This is a genomic window from Sphingopyxis sp. (assembly GCF_016704835.1).
Lineage (GTDB): Bacteria > Pseudomonadota > Alphaproteobacteria > Sphingomonadales > Sphingomonadaceae > Sphingopyxis.
In genome coordinates this window covers 144,210-166,794 of record NZ_JADIZJ010000005.1, presented here as the reverse complement: position 1 = coordinate 166,794, position 22,585 = coordinate 144,210, and the positions used below count along the sequence as shown (strand labels likewise).

At 63.5% G+C, this 22,585-nt stretch carries 22 protein-coding genes and 1 pseudogene; 12 read left to right on the top strand and 11 right to left on the bottom strand.

Translation table 11 applies throughout. The features are described from left to right. Positions 1–2,508 carry a DNA ligase D gene (gene ligD / locus IPF76_RS10340; RefSeq protein ID WP_293843205.1) on the top strand — a complete coding sequence of 836 codons (2,508 nt, stop codon included), beginning with the start codon at positions 1–3 and terminating at the stop codon, positions 2,506–2,508. A gap of 692 nt (positions 2,509–3,200) precedes the next feature. Here ligD and IPF76_RS10335 read toward each other — a convergent pair. The 3 genes and pseudogenes from IPF76_RS10335 to IPF76_RS10325 form a co-directional block, all read right to left on the bottom strand. Next, positions 3,201–3,554, bottom strand: a pseudogene (locus IPF76_RS10335) (glycosyltransferase); the annotation flags it as partial. 79 nt (positions 3,555–3,633) lie between these two features. Beyond that, entirely contained in the window at positions 3,634–4,893 is a 1,260-nt protein-coding gene (locus IPF76_RS10330; RefSeq protein ID WP_293843204.1) for a cation:proton antiporter, read from the bottom strand. Beyond that, positions 4,894–5,580: an MgtC/SapB family protein gene (locus IPF76_RS10325; RefSeq protein WP_293843203.1), complete on the bottom strand. Its 687-nt coding sequence runs from the start codon at positions 5,578–5,580 to the stop codon at positions 4,894–4,896. It lies immediately after the preceding gene. Positions 5,581–5,823: 243 nt separating this feature from the next. Between IPF76_RS10325 and IPF76_RS10320 the strand changes: the two genes are divergently transcribed. Then, complete coding sequence (locus IPF76_RS10320; protein WP_293843201.1) at positions 5,824–6,030, top strand: hypothetical protein; 207 nt, start codon at positions 5,824–5,826, stop codon at positions 6,028–6,030. A gap of 27 nt (positions 6,031–6,057) precedes the next feature. On the opposite strand, the gene IPF76_RS10315 is transcribed toward IPF76_RS10320, so the two are convergent. Next, positions 6,058–6,354: a hypothetical protein gene (locus IPF76_RS10315; protein WP_293843199.1), complete on the bottom strand. Its 297-nt coding sequence runs from the start codon at positions 6,352–6,354 to the stop codon at positions 6,058–6,060. Between the two features lie 218 nt (positions 6,355–6,572). Here IPF76_RS10315 and gntA point away from each other — a divergent pair, with 218 nt between their 5' ends. The 5 genes from gntA (at position 6,573) to IPF76_RS10290 (ending at position 9,862) form a co-directional block, all read left to right on the top strand. Continuing rightward, entirely contained in the window at positions 6,573–7,346 is a 774-nt protein-coding gene (gene gntA, locus IPF76_RS10310) for a guanitoxin biosynthesis heme-dependent pre-guanitoxin N-hydroxylase GntA (RefSeq protein WP_366499484.1), read from the top strand. Positions 7,347–7,372: 26 nt separating this feature from the next. Further along, entirely contained in the window at positions 7,373–8,275 is a 903-nt protein-coding gene (locus tag IPF76_RS10305) for an NAD(P)/FAD-dependent oxidoreductase (protein WP_293843823.1), read from the top strand. A gap of 162 nt (positions 8,276–8,437) precedes the next feature. After that, on the top strand, positions 8,438–9,184 hold the full coding sequence (locus IPF76_RS10300; RefSeq protein ID WP_293843197.1) for a Crp/Fnr family transcriptional regulator: 747 nt from the start codon (positions 8,438–8,440) through the stop codon (positions 9,182–9,184). After that, a complete protein-coding gene (locus tag IPF76_RS10295) occupies positions 9,181–9,375 on the top strand; it encodes a hypothetical protein (protein ID WP_293843195.1) in 195 nt (64 codons plus the stop codon). The genes IPF76_RS10300 and IPF76_RS10295 overlap by 4 nt, the downstream gene beginning before the upstream one ends. After that, positions 9,368–9,862 (top strand): hypothetical protein, encoded by a 495-nt coding sequence (locus IPF76_RS10290; RefSeq protein ID WP_293843193.1) that lies wholly within the window; start codon positions 9,368–9,370, stop codon positions 9,860–9,862. The genes IPF76_RS10295 and IPF76_RS10290 overlap by 8 nt, the downstream gene beginning before the upstream one ends. Before the next feature lie 11 nt (positions 9,863–9,873). On the opposite strand, the gene IPF76_RS10285 is transcribed toward IPF76_RS10290, so the two are convergent. Further along, positions 9,874–10,944, bottom strand: a complete 1,071-nt coding sequence (locus IPF76_RS10285; protein ID WP_293843191.1) for a L,D-transpeptidase family protein — start codon at positions 10,942–10,944, stop codon at positions 9,874–9,876. An 84-nt stretch (positions 10,945–11,028) separates the two neighbouring features. Then, positions 11,029–11,610 carry an urea carboxylase-associated family protein gene (locus IPF76_RS10280; RefSeq protein ID WP_293843189.1) on the bottom strand — a complete coding sequence of 194 codons (582 nt, stop codon included), beginning with the start codon at positions 11,608–11,610 and terminating at the stop codon, positions 11,029–11,031. A gap of 361 nt (positions 11,611–11,971) precedes the next feature. Between IPF76_RS10280 and IPF76_RS10275 the strand changes: the two genes are divergently transcribed. The 3 genes from IPF76_RS10275 to IPF76_RS10265 all read left to right on the top strand — a co-directional run bounded on the left by IPF76_RS10275 (position 11,972) and on the right by IPF76_RS10265 (position 15,471). Beyond that, positions 11,972–12,748, top strand: a complete 777-nt coding sequence (locus IPF76_RS10275) for an SDR family NAD(P)-dependent oxidoreductase (protein WP_293843187.1) — start codon at positions 11,972–11,974, stop codon at positions 12,746–12,748. Then, a complete protein-coding gene (locus IPF76_RS10270) occupies positions 12,745–13,533 on the top strand; it encodes an enoyl-CoA hydratase-related protein (protein ID WP_293843185.1) in 789 nt (262 codons plus the stop codon). Before IPF76_RS10275 ends, IPF76_RS10270 begins: the two co-directional genes overlap by 4 nt. A gap of 81 nt (positions 13,534–13,614) precedes the next feature. Next, a complete protein-coding gene (locus tag IPF76_RS10265; protein ID WP_293843183.1) occupies positions 13,615–15,471 on the top strand; it encodes an arylsulfatase in 1,857 nt (618 codons plus the stop codon). Here the strand turns inward: IPF76_RS10265 and IPF76_RS10260 are convergent. Together IPF76_RS10260 and IPF76_RS10255 are read right to left on the bottom strand one after the other, a co-directional pair. Then, positions 15,391–16,329, bottom strand: a complete 939-nt coding sequence (locus tag IPF76_RS10260; RefSeq protein WP_293843181.1) for an SUMF1/EgtB/PvdO family nonheme iron enzyme — start codon at positions 16,327–16,329, stop codon at positions 15,391–15,393. The two genes, IPF76_RS10265 and IPF76_RS10260, sit on opposite strands and share 81 nt — an antisense overlap. Further along, positions 16,326–16,952, bottom strand: a complete 627-nt coding sequence (locus IPF76_RS10255; protein ID WP_293843179.1) for a TetR/AcrR family transcriptional regulator — start codon at positions 16,950–16,952, stop codon at positions 16,326–16,328. The genes IPF76_RS10260 and IPF76_RS10255 overlap by 4 nt, the downstream gene beginning before the upstream one ends. Before the next feature lie 125 nt (positions 16,953–17,077). Between IPF76_RS10255 and IPF76_RS10250 the strand changes: the two genes are divergently transcribed. Together IPF76_RS10250 and IPF76_RS10245 are read left to right on the top strand one after the other, a co-directional pair. Further along, positions 17,078–17,722, top strand: a complete 645-nt coding sequence (locus tag IPF76_RS10250; RefSeq protein ID WP_293843177.1) for a hypothetical protein — start codon at positions 17,078–17,080, stop codon at positions 17,720–17,722. A 13-nt stretch (positions 17,723–17,735) separates the two neighbouring features. Then, the gene (locus IPF76_RS10245; protein ID WP_293843175.1) at positions 17,736–19,370 is read left to right on the top strand and encodes a sulfatase-like hydrolase/transferase; all 1,635 of its coding nucleotides are present in this window, start codon (positions 17,736–17,738) and stop codon (positions 19,368–19,370) included. Between the two features lie 215 nt (positions 19,371–19,585). Here the strand turns inward: IPF76_RS10245 and cydX are convergent, their stop codons facing one another. The 3 genes from cydX to IPF76_RS10230 are packed head-to-tail and all read right to left on the bottom strand — an operon-like array spanning position 19,586 to position 22,452. After that, positions 19,586–19,696, bottom strand: a complete 111-nt coding sequence (gene cydX / locus IPF76_RS10240) for a cytochrome bd-I oxidase subunit CydX (protein ID WP_293843173.1) — start codon at positions 19,694–19,696, stop codon at positions 19,586–19,588. 15 nt (positions 19,697–19,711) lie between these two features. Beyond that, positions 19,712–20,860, bottom strand: a complete 1,149-nt coding sequence (cydB, locus tag IPF76_RS10235; RefSeq protein WP_293843171.1) for a cytochrome d ubiquinol oxidase subunit II — start codon at positions 20,858–20,860, stop codon at positions 19,712–19,714. Between the two features lie 11 nt (positions 20,861–20,871). Further along, on the bottom strand, positions 20,872–22,452 hold the full coding sequence (locus IPF76_RS10230) for a cytochrome ubiquinol oxidase subunit I (protein ID WP_293843169.1): 1,581 nt from the start codon (positions 22,450–22,452) through the stop codon (positions 20,872–20,874). Positions 22,453–22,585: the final 133 nt, after the last annotated feature.

Here is a 22,585-nt window from a genome sequence, read left to right as displayed (position 1 = left end):
ATGCCCCGCGCCGCCGACCCGCTCGCGCAATATAACGCCAAGCGCGACTTCAAGCTAACCCGCGAGCCCGCGGGCAAGATCGAAAAAGGAGCCGGCGACCGCTTCATCGTCCAGAAGCACGACGCGACGCGGCTTCATTATGACTTCCGCCTCGAAGTCGACGGTGTGCTCAAAAGCTGGGCCGTCACCAAGGGCCCGAGCGCCGACCCCGCCGACAAGCGCCTCGCGGTGCGCACCGAAGACCACCCGATGAGCTATGCCGATTTCGAAGGCGGCATCCCCAAGGGTGAATATGGCGGCGGCACGGTTATGCTGTGGGACCGCGGCACCTGGGCACCGATCGCGGGCAAGAGCGCGAAGGACATCGATAAAGGCCATCTCCACTTCACCCTCGACGGCGAGCGGATGAAGGGCGAATGGCTGCTCGTCCGCATGAAGCCGCGCCCGGGAGAAAAGCGCGAAAACTGGCTGCTGCGCAAGGTCGACGACGCCTTCGTGGGCGGCAGCGACGACCTTGTCGGCCGTGAACTCACCAGCGTCCTCACCGGCCGCACGATGGCCGAAATTGCTGGCGACGAGGGCGGTGAGAAATCGCTCAAAGGCGCCAAGGGCGCCGTCTTCGCAAAAAAGATGCGCCAGGCAGCGGCGCACAATAAAAAGGTCGTCAAGCCCACCGCCAAGGGCAAACCGCCCAAATTCCGCCCGCTCCAGCTCGCCACGCTCGTCGATGCGGTACCCGTCGGCAATAGTTGGTTCCACGAGATCAAATATGACGGCTATCGCGCCGAGATCGCCGCAGCGGGATCGGACGTGCGCGTATACACCCGCAATGGTCTCGACTGGACCGACAAGTTCGCGCCGCTCGTCCGCCACATCGCGACGCTCGACCTGCCGCCCTGCCTGATGGACGGCGAGATCATTGCCTATGGCAAAGATGGCAATCCCGACTTCTCGTCGTTGCAGGCGGTGCTGAAGCGCGGCCTCGGCGCGCAGGACGAAGCGACCGCGCTCCATTTCTTCGCCTTCGACCTGCTCGAACAGGACGGCAAATCGCTCGCCAACCTCGGCAATCTCGTACGCAAGGAACGGCTCGAAGCGCTGCTCCGCCATGCCCAGCCGCCGGTCGCGGTCGCCGATCATATCATCGGCGCGGGCGAAAAACTCTTCGCTGCCATGTGCAGCGCGGGGCAGGAAGGCATCATCTCAAAGCGCGCCGAAGCTGCTTATTCGGGCCGCCGCTCGAAGAGCTGGCTGAAGGTCAAATGCACGCGGCGACAGGAGTTCATCCTTGTCGGCTGGAACCCCTCGTCGGCGAGGGGGCGCCCCTTCGCCTCGCTCCTCCTCGCGCAGCGCGAGGGCGACGCGCTCGTCTACAAGGGCAATGTCGGCACCGGCTTCGACATCGGCACGATGGCCGATCTAGCGAAGAAATTTGCAAAACTCGAACGCAAGACCGCGCCGCTCGACATCGCTGCGGCGTCGGCGCGCAAGGCGCGCTGGCTCAAACCTGAACTCGTCGCCGAAATCGCCTTCGCCGAATTCACCGCGAGCGGATCGGTGCGCCACGCCAGCTTCCTTGGCCTACGCGCGGACAAGCGGGCGAGGGACGTGACCCCCGAACAGAAACAGCCCGTCCCCGCGCCGGCCAGCGACGTGATGATCAGCAGCCGCGACCGCATCATTTTTCCCGAATCAAAGGCGACCAAGGGCGATCTAGCCGACTATTATTCCGCGATCGCACCCGTCATGCTCCTGCATACCGCGCGCCGCCCGATCAGCCTCGTCCGCTGCCCGCAGGGGCGCGGCAAGAAATGCTTTTTCCAGAAACATGACTCGGGCAGCTTCGGCGACCATGTCCACCACGTGCCGATCAAGGAGAAGGACGGCGGGTACGAGGATTATCTCTATATCGAGGACGCCGACGGCCTGCTCGCCTGCGTCCAGATGGGGACAATCGAATTCCACGGCTGGGGCAGCCATGTCGAAACGCTCGAACAGCCCGACCGCATGATATTCGACCTCGACCCCGATGAGGGGCTCGATTTCGCCGACGTCAAAAAGGCGGCGGCCGACATCCGCCGCCAGCTCGCCGACATCGGCCTTGTCAGCTTCGCGATGCTCTCGGGCGGCAAGGGGGTGCATGTCGTCGTTCCGCTCGAGCCAGGGCACAACTGGGACAAGCACAAGGATTTCTCGAAACGCTTTGCCGAGGCGCTGAGCATGGCCGAGCCCGACCGGTTCGTCGCGACGATGAGCAAGGCGAAGCGCAAAGGCAAAATCTTCATCGACTGGCTGCGCAACCAGCGCGGCAGCACGGCGATCCTGCCCTATTCGGCGCGGGCGCGCGAAGGGGCGCCGGTCGCGGTGCCGATCGGATGGGACGCGCTTGCCGATGTCAAAGGTGGCGGGGCATGGTCGATCAAAGATGCCGACGAACTGATCAAGCGCGCCGCTGGCGCTGACCTCAAAGGCTGGGGGGTCGCGGTGCAGACGCTGCCGACATATTGAGAAAGGAGCGTGGGTTGCTTCGACTGCTTTGCCGCAGCCTTATTTTGCGCTGCCAGAACCCGTCGTTTCAGGACAGGCAGCGGAGTGGCAGCCTGAGCTAGTCGCGTGGTGCGATAGCGGACCCCGCCAAGCAGCACGCGCGTGCCCAATGCCAGCCAGGACGTCACCGCGCGCTCGGCGAGCCAAGCCGGTGCCCACAGCGCGCTTGTGGCCGGGAAAGCGGTGCGGCCCTTGCCTTTGCGACGACCCGCTTCGGCGGCGGCGATTGCGCAGACTGCCAGCGCAATCGCTGCGATTGGTCCGCCTAGCCAGAGCAGCAACATTGTCGACGGCAACAGCGCGAGCTGGGCGATGAAATGCGCCGGTCGCGCCCATTCGTCATAGGCTTGGCGAACCCGCTGCGACAAGAAATGCCGGGCGGGGGGCGGCCGACGCTCGACGAACAGGTCGAGCGGCGCGATCTGACGCCCGCCCGCCGCTTCGATGGTGCGCACCAGTTCGAGATTTTCAAACAGGATTTCGCCCGAATAGCCGCCCGCATCGAGCAAAACTGACCGTCGTACCCCAAGCGTCCCGGGCCAATCGCCGCCCGCGAGACGGCTCAGCAGGGTGCGCGCGGTGTCCCAGCGCGTGTGCCAAGGCAGGGGACGGAACAGGTTCTGCGGTCGGACGACGGAGAATTTATCGAGGGCGGCGATCATGCGGTCAAGCTCTGCGCGTCGATAGCGAACATCGTCGTCGGCGACGATGACCGCTTCGTGCTTCGCAGCCGCCACGCCGGTCATGACGCCGCCGACCTTGCCGTTGGTCGTCTGAATCGCCGGAGACATATGGCGCACGAACCCTTGCCAGGCCCGTGCGTGGGCGGCAAAAATCTCGGGCGCCGAGCCATCGACGACGATCACGTCGTCGATGGCTCGGCCAATCCGATGGAGATATCCAGTGAGCGCGCGGAGCTGCGGGGTGGACGCCGCGATCGGCAGCACGTAGCTGACAGCAAGCGGCGCGAGCCCGGTCGGGTCGCTGTGATGGAAGGTCGGGGGCATAGTTACCGAACCCCCGCCGGGTGAAATGTTTCCATCTGGGCGAATGACCTGTTTGGGGTCACTGTTCCGGCCGCGAACGTCAGGCGCGCCGGCCGCGCTGGCGCCGAACGATGTAATCGACGACCGGCCCCGCCGTGAAGCCATGAACGACGGTCGACAACAGGATCGTCAGTGCGATCGTGGCCCATAATTGCCCCTCGTTGACCAGCTCGAGATGGCTGGTTGCATAGGCAAGATAGTAGATCGATCCGATCCCGCGCACGCCATAGAAGGCGACGACAAGCCGGTCCTGCGACGGCAGGTCGGTGCCGACCATGCTGAGCCAACCGGCGAGCGGGCGCACGATGAACAGCAGGCCGATCGCGATGCCCGCATGCGCCCAGTCGAGCTCACCAAACAAGAGCGGGAAGGTGCCGCCGATCAGGATCAGGAGCAGCGCGGTGAGCGCGAGCTCGATCGCTTCGTTGAAGCTGTGGAGCTTGCCGTGGAATTCATGGCTGGCCTCGAACCGGCGCAGCACGATTCCCGCGACGAAACAGGCGATGAAGCCATAGCCTTCGACCAGTTCGGTCGCGCCATAGCAGAGCAGCACCCCGGCAATCGCGAGCACGCCCGAGGCGGTGTCGGCAAGGACATTGCCACGCGGGATAACAAACAGGATGCGCGCGAGCAGCCATCCGACCACAGCACCGCCGATACAGCCGACCAGGATGCGATAAACGACATCCAACAGCAGCCATTCGCCCAGCATCGCGGCAGAAAAGCCGGTCGTTCCCACGAGCAGACCAAGATAGACAAATGGGAAAGCCAGCCCGTCGTTCAGCCCCGCTTCGGTGGTGAGCGCAAACCGCACCGGCTGCTCCTCGCCTTCGGTCGGCGGCCCCACCTGGACTTCGCCGGCGAGGACGGGATCGGTGGGTGCGAGCACCGCGCCGAGCAGGATCGCGCCCGCGAGCGTCATTCCGGCAAAGGTCAGGCCCATGAACGCCACCGCGGCGATCGTCAGCGGCATGGCAATCGCCAGCAGCCGGATCGTCGGACGCCAGCGGCGATAGTTCGATAGGTCGTCGATGCGGATACCCGTGCCGAACAAGGCGACGATCACCGCAAGCTCGCTCGCCAGCTCCCAGAATTTCGGCGCCGCGCGGGGATCGAGGGCTTTGGCGACATCGGGCAATATCCAGTAGATCGCGATGCCGAACAGGATGAGCAGCGCTGACGCCGCCGGTTCGCGCCCCGATAGGAAGCGCGGCAGCCAAAAGGCCGCGATAATCCCGGCGCCGATCAGCGCCATGCCGACATGATAACTACTCAATGCGAAGAAGGGTTGATCGTGCATTCAAGCCTGTTGCGGGCGGATTTCGAAGCCGGTGACATTGGGATCACCCGACAGGCTGGCTGCCAGTTGCTCGGCGCGGCCCTCGCTGTAGCCCTGCGCGATGGCGCCATATTCCACAACATCATCGTTCATCGACTGGTCGATGGTGATGGATCTGAGCTTATGGTCGGCGAGCAGCGTGCCGAACTCGCTCAGTGCAATGGCCTTTGACCGGCGATAACGGGCCTTCAGATGCACGACGCGCTGTTGCGGCGCGCGCCGATCGGTGATCGTGACGGCGGCCAGCACCAGAACCGTCGCGGTCGCCGCAAAGATCGCCAGTTCGTAAAAGCCGATGCCGAACAGAATCCCCAACGTTGCCGTCATCCACAGCGAAGCGGCGGTGGTCAGCCCGCGGACGTTAAAACCTTCGCGAAAGATCACCCCGCCGCACAGAAACCCGATGCCGGTCAAAATACCATGCGCCATGCGCACCGGATCGATGCGGACCACCTCGACCGGTGCATCGTTCAGCCACTCCATCTGATGAACTGCCGACAGCATCAACAGGCAGCACGACAAGCCGACCAAGATATGGGTGCGCAGCCCGGCCGGGCTGGCGCGATATTCGCGTTCCGCGCCGATAATGGCGCTGGCCACAATCGCGCCGATGATCGGCCACAATAAGTCGGGGTCGAGCAGTTCCAACTAATTGGTCCTGATTGTGGGGCGCATGCAGCAGACAAGGAATGCGCCGCGGCGGGATGGCATTGAAGTCGTCAAAAAACTGTAACGCGCGCTGGCTGCGGCGGTTGCAAAACCCAGCAAGGCAGCTGTCCATTTCAGCAAAATTGGCACGCCGAAATGCGCTCTGGTTAACATGGATCAAGTCGATTTCGCGCCGGAGGCAGGACCGTTTGCGATAATATGCGTCCTCGCAAGGGGCTGCCAATGACGATGGACAACGCGCTGATATGGGAGACGGTACTTGCCGCGCATGGCGAACATGGTGAGGCAGCCGAGGCCCATGCGCGCGCCGAAGCGGTGCAGGCGGCCGCCGAGGGCGATGCGGCGCAGGCGGCCCTGTGGCAGGCGACCGCCGACGCGTTGCAGACGCTTCATGCGATTAACTGCCAGAGCGCGCGCCTTCGCCGCTAGCGGCACCAGCCGGCACCGACGGACGCGTCAGTAAACCGGCGGGTCGCTGGCGGGGAAGGATTCATCGGCGGCTTCATCGACGCGGTCCCAGTCGCGGCGGGGTGCATCGCGCATCGCAGCGGGACCGGCCGAGCGCGTCTGGTCGAAATTCTCCGCGTCGGTTTCGCCGTTGGCGAAAGCCGCGGCATGCGGATCCAGGGTCGATGCCCCGGGCTTGCGGCCGCGGGTGAACCAGAACAGGCCGCCAAGGACGGCTGCGCCGACGAACTTACCGAAATATCCGGTTTTGCCTTTGGTGGCGGTCGAGGGTGTTGGGTTGGTCATGACATCGTTCCTTTTCGCACGATCAACGGGGCCGACTTGTGAAAGTTGCCCGGCCACCTCGGCATTCGCGTTAACCTCCATCAACTTTGGCCGTTTGGTACGCGGACACCAGATCGGCTCGGACAAATCGATGCAATCCAAGTTAATCGGGCGCAACCGGACGCTCCCCCAGCGGTTATTTGCCCATGCTTTATCCCGTCGATGATTCGAGCCACCCGTTGGCCCAACGCTTTCAGGCGTTCATTCGCGATCCGGCCTTTCCCTGCGTCGGTGCGAAGTCGGCGCTCGCGAAGGAACAGATGCGGATTGTCGTTGGCCGCGACATGCGTTCGGCGTGGGACGATTTGCGCATCTATCCCAATCTGCTCGATCTGGCTTCCAGCTATGCGCGCGAACCGACGCTGTTCCATTCGCTCGCGGTGCTGTTCGAAACCGACCACGCGCTCGATGAAGAGACGTTCGAGCGCTTCCTATGGGCGAGGCTGGAATCGCTGACCGACAAGGATGATTTTCACGGTCAGCGCGCGGATCCACGGGTCAGTGCCGATCCGGGTGACCCCCATTTTTCGTTGAGCTTTGGCGGCGAGGCCTTTTTCGTCGTTGGCCTGCATCCGCAGGCCAGCCGGCCGGCAAGGCGCTTCGAACGTCCGGCGCTGATCTTCAATCTGCACGACCAGTTCGTCCAGTTGCGGGCGAGCGGGGTGTATGACAAGATGCGCAGTACGATCATTGCGCGCGATGTGGCGCTGGCTGGTGACGCCAACCCGATGCTGGCGCGGCACGGCAGCGTTTCCGAAGCGCGGCAATATTCGGGACGTGCAGTCGGGTCCGATTGGGCCTGTCCGTTCAGCGGACGAAGCGGTGCCTTCGCGCCGGAAGGGATGGGGCAGGTGATGTTTCCGGATTTGCGGAGCAACAGCGCGACCGAAAACGTGGCGGGTGCCCGTTCGGGAGCGCCATCGCTGACGCGTATCGCAGAGGCCGGGCGATAAACGCGCCTCGCTCCGCGCAATCTTCGCTGGATTGCCTCATCATCGGCGGTGGGCCGGCGGGATTGACCGCCGCAATCTATCTGGCGCGCTTTCACTTGCGGGTCGCGGTTGTGGACGCCGGCCAAAGCCGCGCCAGCCTGATCCCGCTAACCCGCAATCAGGCCGGTTTTCCCCACGGCATATCGGGCAACGACTTGCTGGCGCGAATGCGCGAGCAGGCGCGGCTTTATGATGCCGATCTGCGTGAAGGCTGTATCGAAAGCATTGAGCGTGACGGCGAAGGGTTCATCGCTCTGATGGATGGCGCCGTGTTTGCTGCGCGCGCCGTCCTGCTCGGCACCGGCGTGGTCAACCGGCGTCCCGCGATGCTGGATGAGGCTGCGCATCAAGAGGCGCTGAGCGATGGTCGGCTGCGCTATTGCCCGATTTGCGACGGATATGAGGTGACCGACCGCCGGATCGCGGTGCTCGGCACTGGCGAGCGGGGCTGCGATGAAGCGCTGTTCCTGCGCGGCTTCACCGCCGACATCACGCTGATCGCGCCGGAAGGTGGTCATGAACTGGATCATGGCCATTATGGGCGATTACGCGACGCGGGTATCAAGGTGGTCGGCAGCTGCAGGAGGATCACGCTGGCAGACGACGCCATCGTGCTTCAGGTCAATGGCGACCAGCTTTCTTTCGATAGCCTCTATCCGGCCTTGGGCTCGGTCGTCTGTTCCGAGCTTGCCGCACCGCTGGGCGCGGCGATGTCCGAAGCGGGCTGCCTGAAGGTAGATACGCACCAGCGCACCAACGTCCCCGGCCTCTATGCCGCGGGGGATGTCGTGCTCGGGCTCGACCAGATCAGCCATGCGATGGGTGGGGGCGGGGTCGCCGCGACGACCATTCGCAATGATCTGGCCGAGAAAGCGCCGCTTCGTCGCTGATCGCTGCGGAAATGCCCAACGGCGTATGGGTCAGGACAGATCCGAATTTGCATTATGCGTTTAACCGCCTCTGCCATGCAACACCAGGCAGAGTCACTCGTTACGACCCTGGCCCGGGTGATCGCTGATCCATCGTGAACCCGGTCGCAAGGATCGTCCAACATGTTTACTGAACGTTTTTTGAGAGACAAACGCGGCGCGAGCCTTGACGCGAACGAGCGTGCGCGGATCGAGGCTGCAATCAGCGAAGTGAAAACCTTTGGGCCGCGTAAGATCATCGCCCGCGCCGGCGCACCGCTGAACACCAGCACGTTGTTGCTCGAAGGCATCATGTCGCGCTATCTCGACGACCGGAACGGGCTTCGTCAGTTGGTCGCCATTCATTTTCCGGGCGACTTTCTCGATCTCCACGCCTTTCCGCTCAAGCTGCTCGATCATGACGTTGCGACGCTGACGACCGCGACGGTCGCGACCGTCCCGCATGCCGCGATTGAAGCGATCGCGGCGGAAATGCCGCAGCTCATCCGCAAACTATGGTTTGCGACCTTGCTCGACGCGGCGATCCACCGCGCGTGGCTGTTTCGCCTTGGCCGCCTCGATGCAACGGGGCGCGTCGCGCATTTCCTGTGCGAGACCAACGCCCGGCTCTTTTCAGCGGGCCTCAGCGACGGGCGCCGCTTTGCGCTCGCGCTAACGCAGGCCGATGTTGGCGAAATCTGCGGGCTGACAACGGTCCATGTGAACCGCGTGATGCGCCAGTTGCGCGAGGAGCAGCTTTGCCTGTTCCGCTCGTCGCTAGTTGAAATCCTTGACCCGGCCGGGCTTGCGGCGCGCGCGCAATTCAACCCTGCCTATCTCTACATAGCCGATGATAGCCAGCTCCCCTCCGTGCAAAGGCCAAAAAGATGAGAGGTTCGACCGACCAGCTCCAACCCGAAACGCAGCCGGGGATCGCGACGGCCGAAGGCGAGCTCGTTTTCCTCGACGGACCGGACGGCGTGGCAACGACGATGACGCGTCATGCCGCTGCGGGGACCGGGCAGAGCCTGATCGCCGCCGCCGCGACCACCGAGCGCGAGCAGGAGGCGGCGGATGATTGACGCCTTCGCACAGTGGAACCGCTTGCTCGCCGCGAGCGCATCCATGCGCAGCACGAGCGTCCGCGCGGCTGAGACTTTTGGGGGTGCCCAAACTGTCGTCGCGGTGCGGAGTGCGATCATCGGTGAGGCGATGCAATCGCCATGGAATGCGGATCATGCCGAGCTTGGCCGGATGATCCCCGAAAAAGTCGATACGCTGGCGCGCGCCGGATCCGCCGCGGCGACGATCTGGTGGGACAATCAGACCGCCTGGCTGAAGCATTTCCAGCACCTCGGCGCCATGGCGACGCGTGGACGATTGCCGACGGCGGCCGAGATAGGCGACCTTGGCGAACGCAGCGCCACGCTGATCCTGCAATCGGTTGAGGCGAGCGCAAGGTTTGGCGCGGCGAGTCTCGCGCCGGTGCACCGCCAGGTCGCGACCAATGTGCGGCGTTTGGCGGTGAAGCGACCGGCAGCGAAAGGGCGAGCAACGGCCCGGCGCTGAACCCTCAGCCGTCAGTTCTGAAAAATGGCCGGCGTCCCCGGCTTCACCATCTGCGCCAGCCGCGCCGCATCCCAGTTGGTCAGCCGGACGCAGCCATGGCTTTCGGCTCGGCCGATCGTATGCGGTTCGCTGGTACCGTGAATGCCATAATGCGGCTTGTTGATGTCGATCCACGCCACCCCAACGGGGCTGTTCGGTCCGGGCTGTAGCAACGCTGCTTCCTTGCTGTCGCTGACGTCCCAGAAGAGTTTGGGGTTATAGTGAAAATCGGGATTGCGGCTGACGCCCTGAATCTTCCACGTCCCGATCGGCAGCGGATCGCGGCGGCTTCCCATCGTGGCGGGGAATTGGGCGATCAGCTTGTCATTGGCGTCGAACACCTTGAGCACGCCGTCGGATTTATCGACGATGATTCGCGCCGCGCTAGGATGCTTCGGCGCGACGCCGAGGCGTTCGAGCGTCCCGTTCCAGCCGCGCGAATCTTCGCCCAGCGTCGACCGGTCGATGTCGGCGATGTTGGGGACGCGGAAGGGGCGGCCGGCACCGACCAGCGTCGATGCGCTGTTCAGCGCGACAAGCGTTTCGGGGGTCGTGTGAAAGCGCTCGGCCAGCGCCTCGGTGAGATTGCGATAGCCGAGCGCGGGCAATTTGGCCTGATCGGCAGCGTCCTTGGGGAACGCCGGGACGAACGGACCTTTCGCAAAGCCTGCCGGTATGATGATAACCCGCGTCGCAGGCACCTGTCGCCATTGCTGCAATGCCTGTGCGGTCGCCGCGTCGAGCTTGCCGGTCACTTCCAGATCATAAGCCTGCTGAAAACCGCGCATCGCTGCAGCATAGGAAGCGCCTTCCTTGCCATCGATGACGCCGGGCGAAAAACCGACATGATCGAGGATGACCTGTGCGCGCACGATGGCGGTTTCGGTGAAAGGGCGCTCGTCCGCTTCGGCATCGGCGAATATCAAGCTATTGTCACTGGTCGCCACTTGCGCAGCTTGGCGGGCTTCGTCCGGATTTTTGTCGGGTGACGCGTTGCAACCGGCGAGCAGTAGCGCCCCGACCAGACAGGTTGGAATTTTCAAGCACTGATCCTCTCAGTTGGGGCTTCCTAAACGACTGCGCACAGTAAAGGATGCGCGGCTTTCGCGGCTCAACGCAAACTTCGGCTAGCGTTCGATTTGATAGTGGATCGGTTTGAATGTCCCGCCGCAACTGTCATAGGCCGAACAGGCGGTAAGCCCGATGATCAGGTCATCGAGCGCGCGCAAGCGGATAAAATCGCCAGGCGCGGTTGGCGGCGGCAGCACCCGGACCTTGCCGACATCATCGACCGGGACGTTCATGAAGATGTTGAACGCGACGGGAATGTCGTCCTCGGCAATGCCATAGGATGCCAGCGCCTCGGCCAGATTGCCAAAACATCCGCGATGGACGGGCTTGTCCTTGTAGAAGTGACGAAAGGTCGCCTCGCTGCACGGCGTCAACAGAAAATCATGCGTGCCGACATTGTCTTCGACAATCTCGAGCATCGGGTTTGACCGGTTCGACCACAGCCGGTTGCCGGTCGTCAGCCGGATCGTTTCTTCATAATCAAATGTCCGGCCATTGGAGATCACTTCGCGTACATCGCCACGCATGAAGGCCAGCAAGTCGCTGACCTGACCGCCATCGGGATCAATGACGCGCAGCGTCTCGCCGCGGAGCAGGGGGAAGGCCGTGCCGCTTCGCGGCTCGATAATCTCGGTCATGGACGGTCTTTCGCGCAAGGGGTGTGCGGACACTACGTGCGGCGCGGTGGAAGGCTGCCTTGCCGGACAAACGCCAGCCATCCATCTCGACGATTTTGCGGACCGTCGCGCCAATACGCCGGCTGGTGCGGCGCGATCAAAAGCCCAAGCCAAAAAACGGCTGAAAAATGGGAAACCTTGATCCCCCGTCCGCCACGCTTGGTGACTGCGACGGGGGATGAGGTTTGGTGTCGACAAAAAGAACAATACAAGAACAAATGGGATCCGTCAACCCAATTCCTTCGCATTTCCGATAGGCGGCGGTCGGTTGACGTAAACGTCAATCAACGCCAAGGCGGGAGCGGCAGCGAAAGGGAGCGTGATGGCAGCAGAACCGAAGTTCGATCTTTCCGGGCGGGTGGCGCTGGTAACCGGCGCATCGTCGGGTCTGGGGGCCGGTTTTGCCAAAGCCCTTGCGGCGGCGGGAGCGAAGGTCGTCCTCGCGGCGCGCCGCGCCGACAAGCTGGCCGAGCAGGTCGCGGCGATCGAGGCGGCGGGCGGCACGGCGATTGCGGTCAGCATGGACGTCACCGATGAAGCATCGACCATCGCCGCCTACGACGCGGCGGAGGCGGCGTTCGGGACGGTTGACACGATCATCGCCAATGCCGGCGTCGCGACCGAGAAGATGGCGATGAGCCTGTCGGTCGATGACGTTGATTTCCTGCTCGCAGCCAATGTGCGCGGCGTTTTCCTGACCGCGAATGAGGGCGCCAAGCGTCTCGACAGGGCAGGCGCTCGCGAGAAGCAACATGGCCGCATCGTGCTGATCGGCTCGATTACCGCAGAGAAGATTTTTCCGGCAACGTCTGTCTATGGCGCAACCAAGGCGGCGGTGCGCCATCTCGGCAAGGCGCTTGCGCGCGAATGGGCGCGGCGCGGGATCAGCGTCAATGTGATCCAGCCCGGCTATTTCGAATCCGAAATGACCACCGAACTGTTCCAAAGCGACTCGGGCGCGGCGATGGTGAAGAGCTTTCCGCGCCAGCGCATGCGTCCCGCAACCGACCTTCATGCCCCGCTGCTGATGCTCTGCTCCGACGCCGCGCTCGGCATCACGGGGAGCGTCTTTACCGTCGATGACGGGCAGACACTGTGAGCGAACTGTCGATCGAGGCGCGCGGCGCGGTCGAGATCGCGACGCTCAATCGGCCCGAACGGCTTAACGCGCTTAACGAAGGGCTGGTTGAAGACCTCAACGCCTATTTCGGCGGGCTGGCCGATCGCCCCGAGGTCCGCGTCGTGATGCTGCGCGGCGCCGGGCGCGGCTTTTGCGCCGGGCTCGATATTCAGGAGGACCGCTCGAGCGACGAAACGCCGGTGCTCCGCACGCTGCGCACCCAGACGCGGATCGGCAATATCTATCGCAAGATGCGCGCCTGCCCGCAGCCGATAGTCGCCCTCGGTCACGGCGCGGCGTGCGGCGGCGGGCTGTCGCTGCTGCTTGCGTCGGACGTTCGCTACGCCGCACCATCGTTCCGGGCGAACGCCGCCTATATCCGCATCGGGCTTGGCGGGTGCGACATGGCGTCGAGCTATTTCCTGCCGCGCCTCGTCGGTGCCAGCCTTGCGGCAGAGATGATCCTGACCGGCCGCTTCATCGACGCCGAACGCGCGCTGCGCGCCGGGCTGGTCAGCGAGATTGTCGATGAGGACGCGCTGCTCATGCGCGGGCTGGCGCTCGCTGACGAGATGCTGGCGACCAGCCCGCACGGGCTGCGGCTGTCGAAACAGGCGCTGAACCTCAATATTGATGCCCAAAGTCTCGACGCCGCGATGGCGATCGAGGATCGCCAGCAGGTGATCCTGTCCGCCACCGAAGACCATCGCGAAGCCCTCGCCGCCTTCCGTGAAAAGCGCGCGCCGGAATATCGCGAGCGGTAAGTCGTTCGCGAACTTGACTCGCCGATATATTGGCATAGTAAGTGCCACTATCCCGTGGGAGAGGGGGCGATGGCAGTGCGCGTGAGGACCACCAAGGTGCCGGGTCGCAAGGGCCGGTTCCGGCGTACTGCCATCATCACCTGCGGCGCGTTGCTGACCGTCAACTCCGCCCAGGGGCAGCCGAAATCAGCGGCGCCGCGCCAACCCAATGTCGTCATCCTGCTCGCCGACGATTGGGGGTTCAGCGACGTCGGATCGTTCGGCGCCGAGTTTGCGACGCCGAACATCGACGCATTGGCCTATGCGGGGACGCGCTTTTCCAATTTTCATGTTGCGGGGTCGTGCTCGCCGACGCGGGCAATGCTCCAGACCGGGGTGATGAACCATCGCAACGGGCTGGGCAACATGCCCGAGACGATCCCTGACGAACATCGCGGCAAGCCCGGGTACGACACGGTGATGAACCACCGCGTCGTGACCATCGCGCAGTTGCTGAAAGCCGCGGGCTATCGCACCTATTTTACCGGAAAATGGCATCTGGGGAGTGACCCGACACGCCTGCCGCACGCGCGCGGCTATGACCGGGCGTACAGCCTCGCCGATGCCGGCGCCGACAATTTCGAGCAGCGCCCGATCGAGGGGATGTACGACACCGCCGCATGGACCAAAAACGGCAAGGCCGCGACGCTGCCGAAGAATTATTACTCGTCGCGGTTCGTGGTGCAGAAGATGATCGACTATATTGAGGAGGGCCGCGCGACCGGCAAACCCTTCCTCGCGTCGATCAACTTCCTCGCCAATCATATCCCGGTGCAGGCGCCCGACAGCGACATCGCGCGCTATGCGGCGTTGTACAAGGACGGCTGGACCGCGCTGCGTGCCGCGCGGGCCAAGCGTGCCGCCGCGCTCGGCGTCGTCCCAGCGGGGGTGCCGATCGTCACAATGCCGACCACGCCCGACTGGAGCAAACTCGCAGCCGACGAACGCGCCGCCGCGGTCCGCGTGATGCAGGCCTATGCCGGGATGGCGACCGCGATGGACCGCGAGGTCGGGCGGTTGGTCGCGCATCTGAAATCGACCGGCGACTATGGCAACACCATCTTTGTGTTCCTTTCCGACAACGGCGCGGAACCGACCAATCCGTTCCACAGCCTGCGCAATCGGTTGTTTCTGGGCACGCAATATGACCTCAGCACCACCAATATTGGTCGCCGTGGCAGTTTCAGCGCGATCGGTCCTGCCTGGGCGAGCGCGGCGGTGTCGCCGCTGTCAGGCTATAAATTCAGCGCGACCGAGGGCGGGCTGCGCGTGCCGTTGATCATCGCCTGGCCTGGCAACGCGTCGCTGCGTTCGGGCGGCATCAGTGACAGTCTCGCACATGTGACCGACATTGTGCCGACGCTGACGGAGCTGGCGGGCGTTCCCGGCCATGGCGGCGCGTGGCAGGGCAAGGCGGTTGAACCGGTCACCGGGCGCAGCTTGGTGCCGGTGCTAACCGGCCGGTCGGCGAGCGTGCATGGCGATACGCCGCTGGGGTATGAACTGTCGGGCAACGCCGCGCTGTTCCGCGGCGATTACAAGCTGGTGCGTAATCTGGCGCCGACGGGCGACGGCAGATGGCGGCTGTTCGACCTTAAGACCGACCCCGGCGAAACGCGCGACCTCGCCGCCGCGATGCCCAAACGCTTCGCGGCGATGCTGGCTGACTACCGCGCCTATGCCAAGGCGAACGGGGTGCTCGACATGCCCGCGGGCTACACCGCCGACGAACAGATCAACCGTTATGCGTTCGAGCATCAGGGCAAGCCGCGGTTGATTCGGCTTGGCCTGTGGATCGGTGGGCTCGTGCTGCTGCTCTCAGCCTTTGTCTGGAACTGGCGGCGCCGGCGCCGCGCGCGCCGTATCGATCAGGCGAAAGCCGATATGATCGGTGCCTAGCGCGCGTTCCTGAAATTGCCGCGCCGCGGGGCGATAGCGCGCGCAATAATTGGCGGCGCACAGGAAGCTGCCGCCCTTGATGACGTTGCTTTCGCCGCCCGCCTTGCTCGTCGTCCATTCCCAGACATTGCCGATCAGGTCGTGGACGCCGTGGTTATCCGCGGCAAAGCAAGCGACGGGTGCTCGGCTCGTGAACCCGTCGGTGCCGAGGTCGCGGACGGGGAAGGCGCCTTGATAATAATTGGCTTGCGGATTGCCCGCGGCATCGACGGGAACATGGCGGTCGGCACCGCCGGTCGCCGCCGCCAGCTCCCATTGCTCCTCACTCGGCAGCGCCTTGCCCGCCCATCGGGCGTACGCGAGCGCGTCGTCATAGCCGATCTGGACCACGGGGTCGCGTTCGCGGCCCTGGATGTTCGATGCAGGGCCAGACGGGTTGCGCCACTGCGCCCCCACGACCCAGCGCCACCAGTTGGGATTGCCGTCGGTCGGCGCGGTGAACACTGCCGATCCGGGAATCAGCATTTCGGGCGGGGCACCGGGAAGCGCGGGTGGCGTTTGCTCGGCGAGCGTCTTGTATCCGGTTGCCTTCACGAACGCGGCATAGTCGGTGTTGGTGACTTCGTGCGTTGCAATCCAGAAGCCCGCCACGCTAACCTCACGCGCCGGCCCTTCCTCAGGTAGCTGCGCATCGGCGCCGATCGCAAAGGTGGCGCCGGGGATCCACACATAGGCCTGCGCGGGCATGGCGGGACATTCGGCGGCCGATGCGACGGATGCGCCGTCCGCCGGCTTGTCGCACGCGGCCAGCACGCCGAGCAGCGCCAGCGACAGCAGGGTAGCACCGCTCGGTCTCAATCGGCATCGCCGATCGTCGCCAGCAACGTATCGACCATATGCAGCGTCACCGTCCCCGCTTCCTCGGCAGACAATCCCTGATCATGCCGCAGCGCGCGCCAGTTCTGGAATGACAGCGCGGCGCACAGCGCCTCGACATTGATCCGGTCGGTCAGGACGGCGCCGGGGAGCAGCCGAAGCAGCAGCTCGCGCTCCAGCATCACGACCTTGCCATATTGGCCCATCAGGAACGGCGACTGGTACCGCTTGATATTTGCCGCTAGGCGAAAGGGCAGCGTGGTTTCGAACACGCGCACGCGGCGCCGCACGAGATCGCGGACATTGGCGCGCCAGTCCTGATCGGGATAGGGCGCGCTGACGATCGGCATCACCCGTTCGGTGATCGTCGCGGTGATCTCGGCATATAGCGCATCCATGTCGTCGAAATGACGAAAGACTGTACGCAAGCCAATCCCGGCCTCCTCGGCAACGCGTGCCGCGCTCGGCGCGAGGTCGCCGCCGACGATTAACTCCATCATCGCCTCGACGATACGCTTGTGGCTCGACCGGCCGCGTTCGCGGCGACCGTCGACCCGTGCGGGTTCGGCCGTTGTCGCAATCGATTTGCTCGCCGCCTTGGTCATGGCTTCTCCGCTGGCCCAGCTTGACGCCGGGGTCAATGCTTTGGTCGCGATCGGCCTTGCGCCGCGATCAATAAAATGACACATATAGTGTCATAAGATTGGGCGCAATGGGGGGGTAAAGCGAGATGACCGAACAGGGCGCAATCATTGCCGCTGTATGGATCGGTGCCTTGCTGCTGTGGCTCGCTTTCCTGCTGTATTACGACGGCTTGCGCCGCCCGCTCCGGCCCGACGAAATCGATGCCTTTCTGTCGACGTTGGGACCGCGCATGGTCGAGACGGGCAACGACGCGGCGCGACTGCGTGCCTTTCTGGAGGCCGACGACGGCCGCGAGTTCGTGATGGTCAATTTGGTCGGCACCCGCATCGGACCGGTCACCGATCCGACCAGCGGCGAGACGCGCGAGGGCAGCGAATGGCTGCGGCGCTATTCCGATCCCTTTGTGCGCGGACTTATCGCGCGCGGCGGGCATCCGCTGTTCGTCGGGCGCAAGGTGGGCGGCTATATCGACGCCTGGAATACCCCCGACGATCCGGGCTGGTCACTGGTCGGCACGATGCGGTACCGCAGCCGCCGTGACCTGATCCGCATGGCAAGCGATCCAGCGTTTCGCGCGGCGCATCCGGCGAAGCTGCTGGGGATTGCGACGACCTTTTCGTTCCCGACCCAGAGACAGATCGCCTTTTACGCGAGCCCGCGGGTCACAGCGGGTTTGCTGCTCGGTTTGCTGGCGGCACTCACGCATCTTGCCGTGCTGACATTCGGATAGGGTGGGGGTCATAATGAAAAAAAGATGGATCGCATTGGGTTTCGTCGCGGCGATGGGCGCGGGGGGATATTGGGCGTTCGAGGCGAACAAATACCGCTTGCCGGGCATCCTTCAGGACTGGCGCGATCCGGTGCAGCCTAACCGCGCGGTTGCTTGGCAGCAGGGACCGGCGAAAGCGCCCGAAGGAAAACGCCCGCCCAATATCATCCTGATCGTCGCCGACGATCTGGGCTATAACGACATCAGCCTGAACGGCGGCGGCGTCGGAGGCGGCATCGTCCAGACCCCGAACATCGACGCGCTGGCGCGCGAGGGGGTGAACTTCACCACCGCTTATGCCGCGAATGCGACCTGCTCCCCCTCGCGCGCGGCGATGATGACAGGGCGATATCCCACGCGTTTCGGGTTTGAGTTTACCGCCGTGCCAGTCCAGTTCGCCGAAAACCTGGCGCACGGCGATGGCGTGGGGCCGCTGAAAGCGATCTTCCACAAGGACCTGATCACCCCCGACATCCCCGACTATCCCGAGATGGGTGTCCCCGCGAGCGAGGTGACGATCGCGGAGGCGGTCAAGTCGGCGGGGTATCACACGCTGCACATCGGCAAATGGCATCTGGGCGAAGCGCCCGCGTTGCGACCGCATGCGCAGGGTTTCGACGAAAGCCTCGCTATCCTGGCCGGCGGTGCGATGTTCATGCGCGACAACGATCCGGGCGCGGTCAACGCGAAACTGCCATGGGATCCGATCGATCGCTTCCTGTGGGCCAATTTGCGCCATGCGGTGACTTTCAACGGCAGCCAGCGTTTCCATCCGCGCGGCCATATGACCGACTATTTCGCCGAAGAGGCGATCAAGGCGATCGCGGCCAATCGCAACCGGCCATTCTTCATGTACCTGGCGTTCAACGCGCCGCACACGCCGCTGCAAGCGACCAAGGCGGATTACGATCGACTGCCGCAGATCAAGGATCACAAGACGCGCGTTTATGGCGCCATGATCGCGCAGCTCGATCGCCGCATCGGCGATGTGATGGCAAAGCTCAAACAGCAGGGGATAGATGACAATACCCTCGTCATCTTCACCAGCGACAATGGTGGCGCCTGGTACAATGGCATCGAGAATCTGAACGCGCCCTTCCGCGGCTGGAAGGCGACCTTCTTTGAAGGCGGCATCCGCACCCCCCTGTTCATGCGCTGGCCGGGCGGGATTACGCCGGGGACACAGCGCGCTGATATGACCGGCCATCTCGACATTTTCTCGACGATCGCGGGCGTGGCCGGGGCAAAAATACCGGGCGATCGGATAATCGACAGCGAAAACATCCTCGCCAGTCCGGCGCGACGACCGGCGATGTTCTGGCGCTCGGGCGATTACCGCGCGGTGCGCGCGGGCGACTGGAAATTGCAGGTGACCAAAAGGCCCGAAAAGGCACGCCTCTATAATCTCGCGATCGATCCGACCGAAAAAGAGGATCTCGCCGCCAGCGACCCGAAGCGCGTCATGGCGCTACGCGCGATGATCGATGCTCAGAACCGGGGGATGGCCAAACCGATCTGGCCGGGCCTGATCGAGGGGCCGGTGCGCATCGACGTGCCGCTCAATACGCCGTGGCGCAAGGGGCAGGATTATATCTATTGGAGCAATTGAGCGAACGCCCACCGAAGAACAGCGGGGCTTTTCCGGAAATTCGCGCCCAAGGCGGCGCCTAGAAGCGCCCATCTGCGGGCGGGGCTGGATCCCGCGGTCGCCACGACGGTTGCCACGCTGGCGATTGCGGCGCTTGTCTGGCTGTCTTGCAGCAAAACAGGCTGGCAGCGCACGACAGTTGAGACCCGGACGGCGAACTGCGCTGCAGTGAATTCCTAAAGTGACGCATCCTCGTCGGCGGGCGAATGGAATTCGTGCCACACACCGTTCAAAATGCCGAAGCCAACCGCGAGACCGAGTCCCAGAACCCAAGTAAAATACCACATTGCGCCTGCCTCCGGTCAGTAAAAATCAGGGTTCGAACGGACATCGGCGAGCGTCACGCGGCCGAACAGTATCTTGAGCACCCAAGCGGTGTAAGCGAGGATCATGGGCAGGAAGATCAGCGTGACGACGAGCATGATCCACAGCGTAAGATGGCTTGATGACGCGTTCCAGACCGTCAGGCTCGAGTGGGCGTCGATCGAACTGGGCAGGATATAGGGGAACATCGACAGTCCGACGGTCGCCACAATCCCGACGGTCGCCATCGCCGATCCCGCAAAAAGCAGCGCCTGCTTGCGGCGGGCGATTGCAACATAGGCAAGCGCTGGCCCCGCGAAGCCGAGGATCGGTGCAAGCAGCATCCACGGATAACGCGCATAATTGTCCAGCCAGGCGCCGGTGGCAGGCACGCTCGTCGACCAGAGCGGGTTCGATGGCCCGGCCGTATCGATCACCCCCGCCAGTCGGTAGCCAATCGGCATCGTTGCTACCATGATCCCACCGATGGCGAAGAGAAGGATCGCCGCGATCGCGGCAAACCTGCCCCAGCGCCGCGCGCGTTCCATGACCGCGCCTTCTTCGATCTTCAGCGCCAGCCAGCCAGCGCCATGCAGCACCAGCATCGCCACCGACAGAAGGCCGGTGAGCAGCGTAAACGGCGAAAAGAGGCCGAGCAGCGAGCCATCGTAAAAGGCACGCAGGTCGCTATCGAGGCGGAACGGAGCGCCGACAAGGACATTGCCGACCGCGACCCCGAAAACCAGCGCGGGAACGAAGCCGCCGACGAACAGGGCCCAGTCCCAGCGACTGCGCCACGCCGCATCGTCATGCTTCGAACGATATTTGAACGCCACCGGTCGCACGATCAGCGCTGCAAGGACGAGGAATATTGCCAGATAAAAGCCCGAGAAGCTGATCGCATAGACGTAGGGCCACGCCGCAAAAATCGCGCCGCCGCCGAGAATGAGCCAGACTTGATGGCCCTCCCATGTCGGCGCGATGCTGTTGATCGCAAGGCGCCGTTCCTCGTCGTTTCTGGCGATAAAGGGCAGCAGCGCCGCTACGCCCAGGTCAAAGCCGTCGGTCAGGGCAAAACCGATCAGCAGCACGCCCATCAGCAGCCACCAGATCAGGCGGAGGCTTTCATAGTCGAAGGGAATCGCCATTTCGGTCCTCCTTATTCGGCGGGCAGCGGGGCATAGCCCGCGCCCGATTCCGGTGCGATGCTGGTTGCATCCGCCGCGCGGCGGGTTTCGGGACCCTTGCGGATGCTCGCAAGCATCAGCCGCACTTCGATGAAAGCGAGCGCGCTGTAGAGCAAGGTGAAGGCGGCGATCGTCGTCCAGACCTGTGCGACGGTCAGGCTCGATGCACCAAGGAAAGTGGGCAGAACACCTTCGATCGCCCAGGGCTGGCGACCATATTCGGCGAGGACCCAGCCCATTTCAGCGGCAATCCAGGGCAGCGGGATGATGATGACCGCCGTGCGCAGGAACCATTTTACGTCGAACCGCCGCACCGTCGCAAAATAGAAAGCGAGCGCGAAGAAGCCGATGAAGAAGAAGCCGAGGCCCGCCATGATGCGAAACAGCCAGAAGGTCACAGGGACGTTCGGAACGGTATCCCATGCGGCCTTCATTACCTGGTCGTGCGTTGCGTCGCGCGGATCGCCCACATATCGCTTCAGCAGCATCGCATAGCCAAGGTCGTTGCGATGTTCCTCGAACGTCGCGCGCGCCGCCGCATCGACACGGTTGACTTTCAGATCCTCGAGCGCGGCATAGGCAAGTTTGCCGCTTTCGATGCGCTCTTGCGCGTGAAGGACCAGTTCGTTGATCCCCTGAACCTGCCCGGTCAGACTGCGCGTCGAGATGAGACCGAGCGCGTAGGGGATCTTGATCTCGTAGTGAGTCGTGCGATCCTTGACCGACGGAAATCCGATCAATGTCAGGCCAGCGGGCGCTTTTTCCGTGTGCCACATAGCTTCGATCGCGGCGAGTTTCATCTTTTGGTTGTCGGTCAGCGCATAGCCAGATTCGTCGCCAAGCACGACGACCGAGAGCGAGGAGGCGAGGCCGAAGGCGGCGGCGACGGTCATCGACCGCTTCGCCAGTGCCGTGAAGCGCCCGCGCAGCAGGTACCAGGCCGAGATGCCGAGAACAAAAACCGACGCGGTGACATAACCGGCGCTGACGGTATGAACAAATTTTGCCTGGGCAACGGGGTTGAACAGCACCGAATAGAAATCGACGACCTCCATTCGCATCGTATCGGTGTTGAAGCGCGATCCGATCGGGTTCTGCATCCAGCCGTTCGCGATCAGGATCCACAGCGCGGAAAGGTTGGAGCCCAAGGCGACGAGGAAGGTGACAAGCAGATGCCCCTGTTTGGATAATTTGTCCCAGCCGAAGAACATCAGGCCGACGAAGGTCGCCTCGAGGAAGAAGGCCATCAGACCCTCGATCGCCAGCGGCGCACCGAAAATGTCGCCGACATAATGCGAATAATAGGACCAGTTCATTCCGAACTCGAACTCCATCGTCAGGCCAGTCGCCACCCCGAGGACGAAGTTGATGCCGAACAGCTTGGCCCAGAAGCGCGTGATTGTCCGCCAGATGTCGCGTTCGGTGATGACATAGATGCTCTCCATGATCACCAGCATGAATGACAGGCCCAGCGTCAGCGGCACGAAGAGAAAATGGTACATTGCCGTAAGTGCGAATTGCAGACGGGAAAGCTCGACAACGGCGAGATCCATAGCGTCACTCCTGAACAGCGACTCGGGCGGCGCGCCGCTTGGCTTGCGGCCGCGTCAATTACTGATTATGGGAATGTATGAAAATTAGAGAAATGTCAACTAAGGAACGCGCGCCGCCGGTTTCCATTTCCCC

Excerpts from the sequence above, each read along its gene's own strand:
- IPF76_RS10330 (WP_293843204.1), bottom strand. The coding sequence starts at position 4,893 with ATGCACGATCAACCCTTCTTCGCATTGAGTAGTTATCATGTCGGCATG.
- IPF76_RS10290 (WP_293843193.1), top strand. The coding sequence starts at position 9,368 with ATGATTGACGCCTTCGCACAGTGGAACCGCTTGCTCGCCGCGAGCGCA.
- IPF76_RS10295 (WP_293843195.1), top strand. The coding sequence starts at position 9,181 with ATGAGAGGTTCGACCGACCAGCTCCAACCCGAAACGCAGCCGGGGATC.
- IPF76_RS10315 (WP_293843199.1), bottom strand. The coding sequence starts at position 6,354 with ATGACCAACCCAACACCCTCGACCGCCACCAAAGGCAAAACCGGATAT.
- IPF76_RS10275 (WP_293843187.1), top strand. The coding sequence starts at position 11,972 with ATGGCAGCAGAACCGAAGTTCGATCTTTCCGGGCGGGTGGCGCTGGTA.
- IPF76_RS10280 (WP_293843189.1), bottom strand. The coding sequence starts at position 11,610 with ATGACCGAGATTATCGAGCCGCGAAGCGGCACGGCCTTCCCCCTGCTC.
- IPF76_RS10300 (WP_293843197.1), top strand. The coding sequence starts at position 8,438 with ATGTTTACTGAACGTTTTTTGAGAGACAAACGCGGCGCGAGCCTTGAC.
- cydX (WP_293843173.1), bottom strand. The coding sequence starts at position 19,696 with ATGTGGTATTTTACTTGGGTTCTGGGACTCGGTCTCGCGGTTGGCTTC.
- IPF76_RS10250 (WP_293843177.1), top strand. The coding sequence starts at position 17,078 with ATGACCGAACAGGGCGCAATCATTGCCGCTGTATGGATCGGTGCCTTG.
- ligD (WP_293843205.1), top strand. The coding sequence starts at position 1 with ATGCCCCGCGCCGCCGACCCGCTCGCGCAATATAACGCCAAGCGCGAC.
- cydB (WP_293843171.1), bottom strand. The coding sequence starts at position 20,860 with ATGGCGATTCCCTTCGACTATGAAAGCCTCCGCCTGATCTGGTGGCTG.
- IPF76_RS10255 (WP_293843179.1), bottom strand. The coding sequence starts at position 16,952 with ATGACCAAGGCGGCGAGCAAATCGATTGCGACAACGGCCGAACCCGCA.
- IPF76_RS10320 (WP_293843201.1), top strand. The coding sequence starts at position 5,824 with ATGACGATGGACAACGCGCTGATATGGGAGACGGTACTTGCCGCGCAT.
- IPF76_RS10245 (WP_293843175.1), top strand. The coding sequence starts at position 17,736 with ATGAAAAAAAGATGGATCGCATTGGGTTTCGTCGCGGCGATGGGCGCG.
- IPF76_RS10230 (WP_293843169.1), bottom strand. The coding sequence starts at position 22,452 with ATGGATCTCGCCGTTGTCGAGCTTTCCCGTCTGCAATTCGCACTTACG.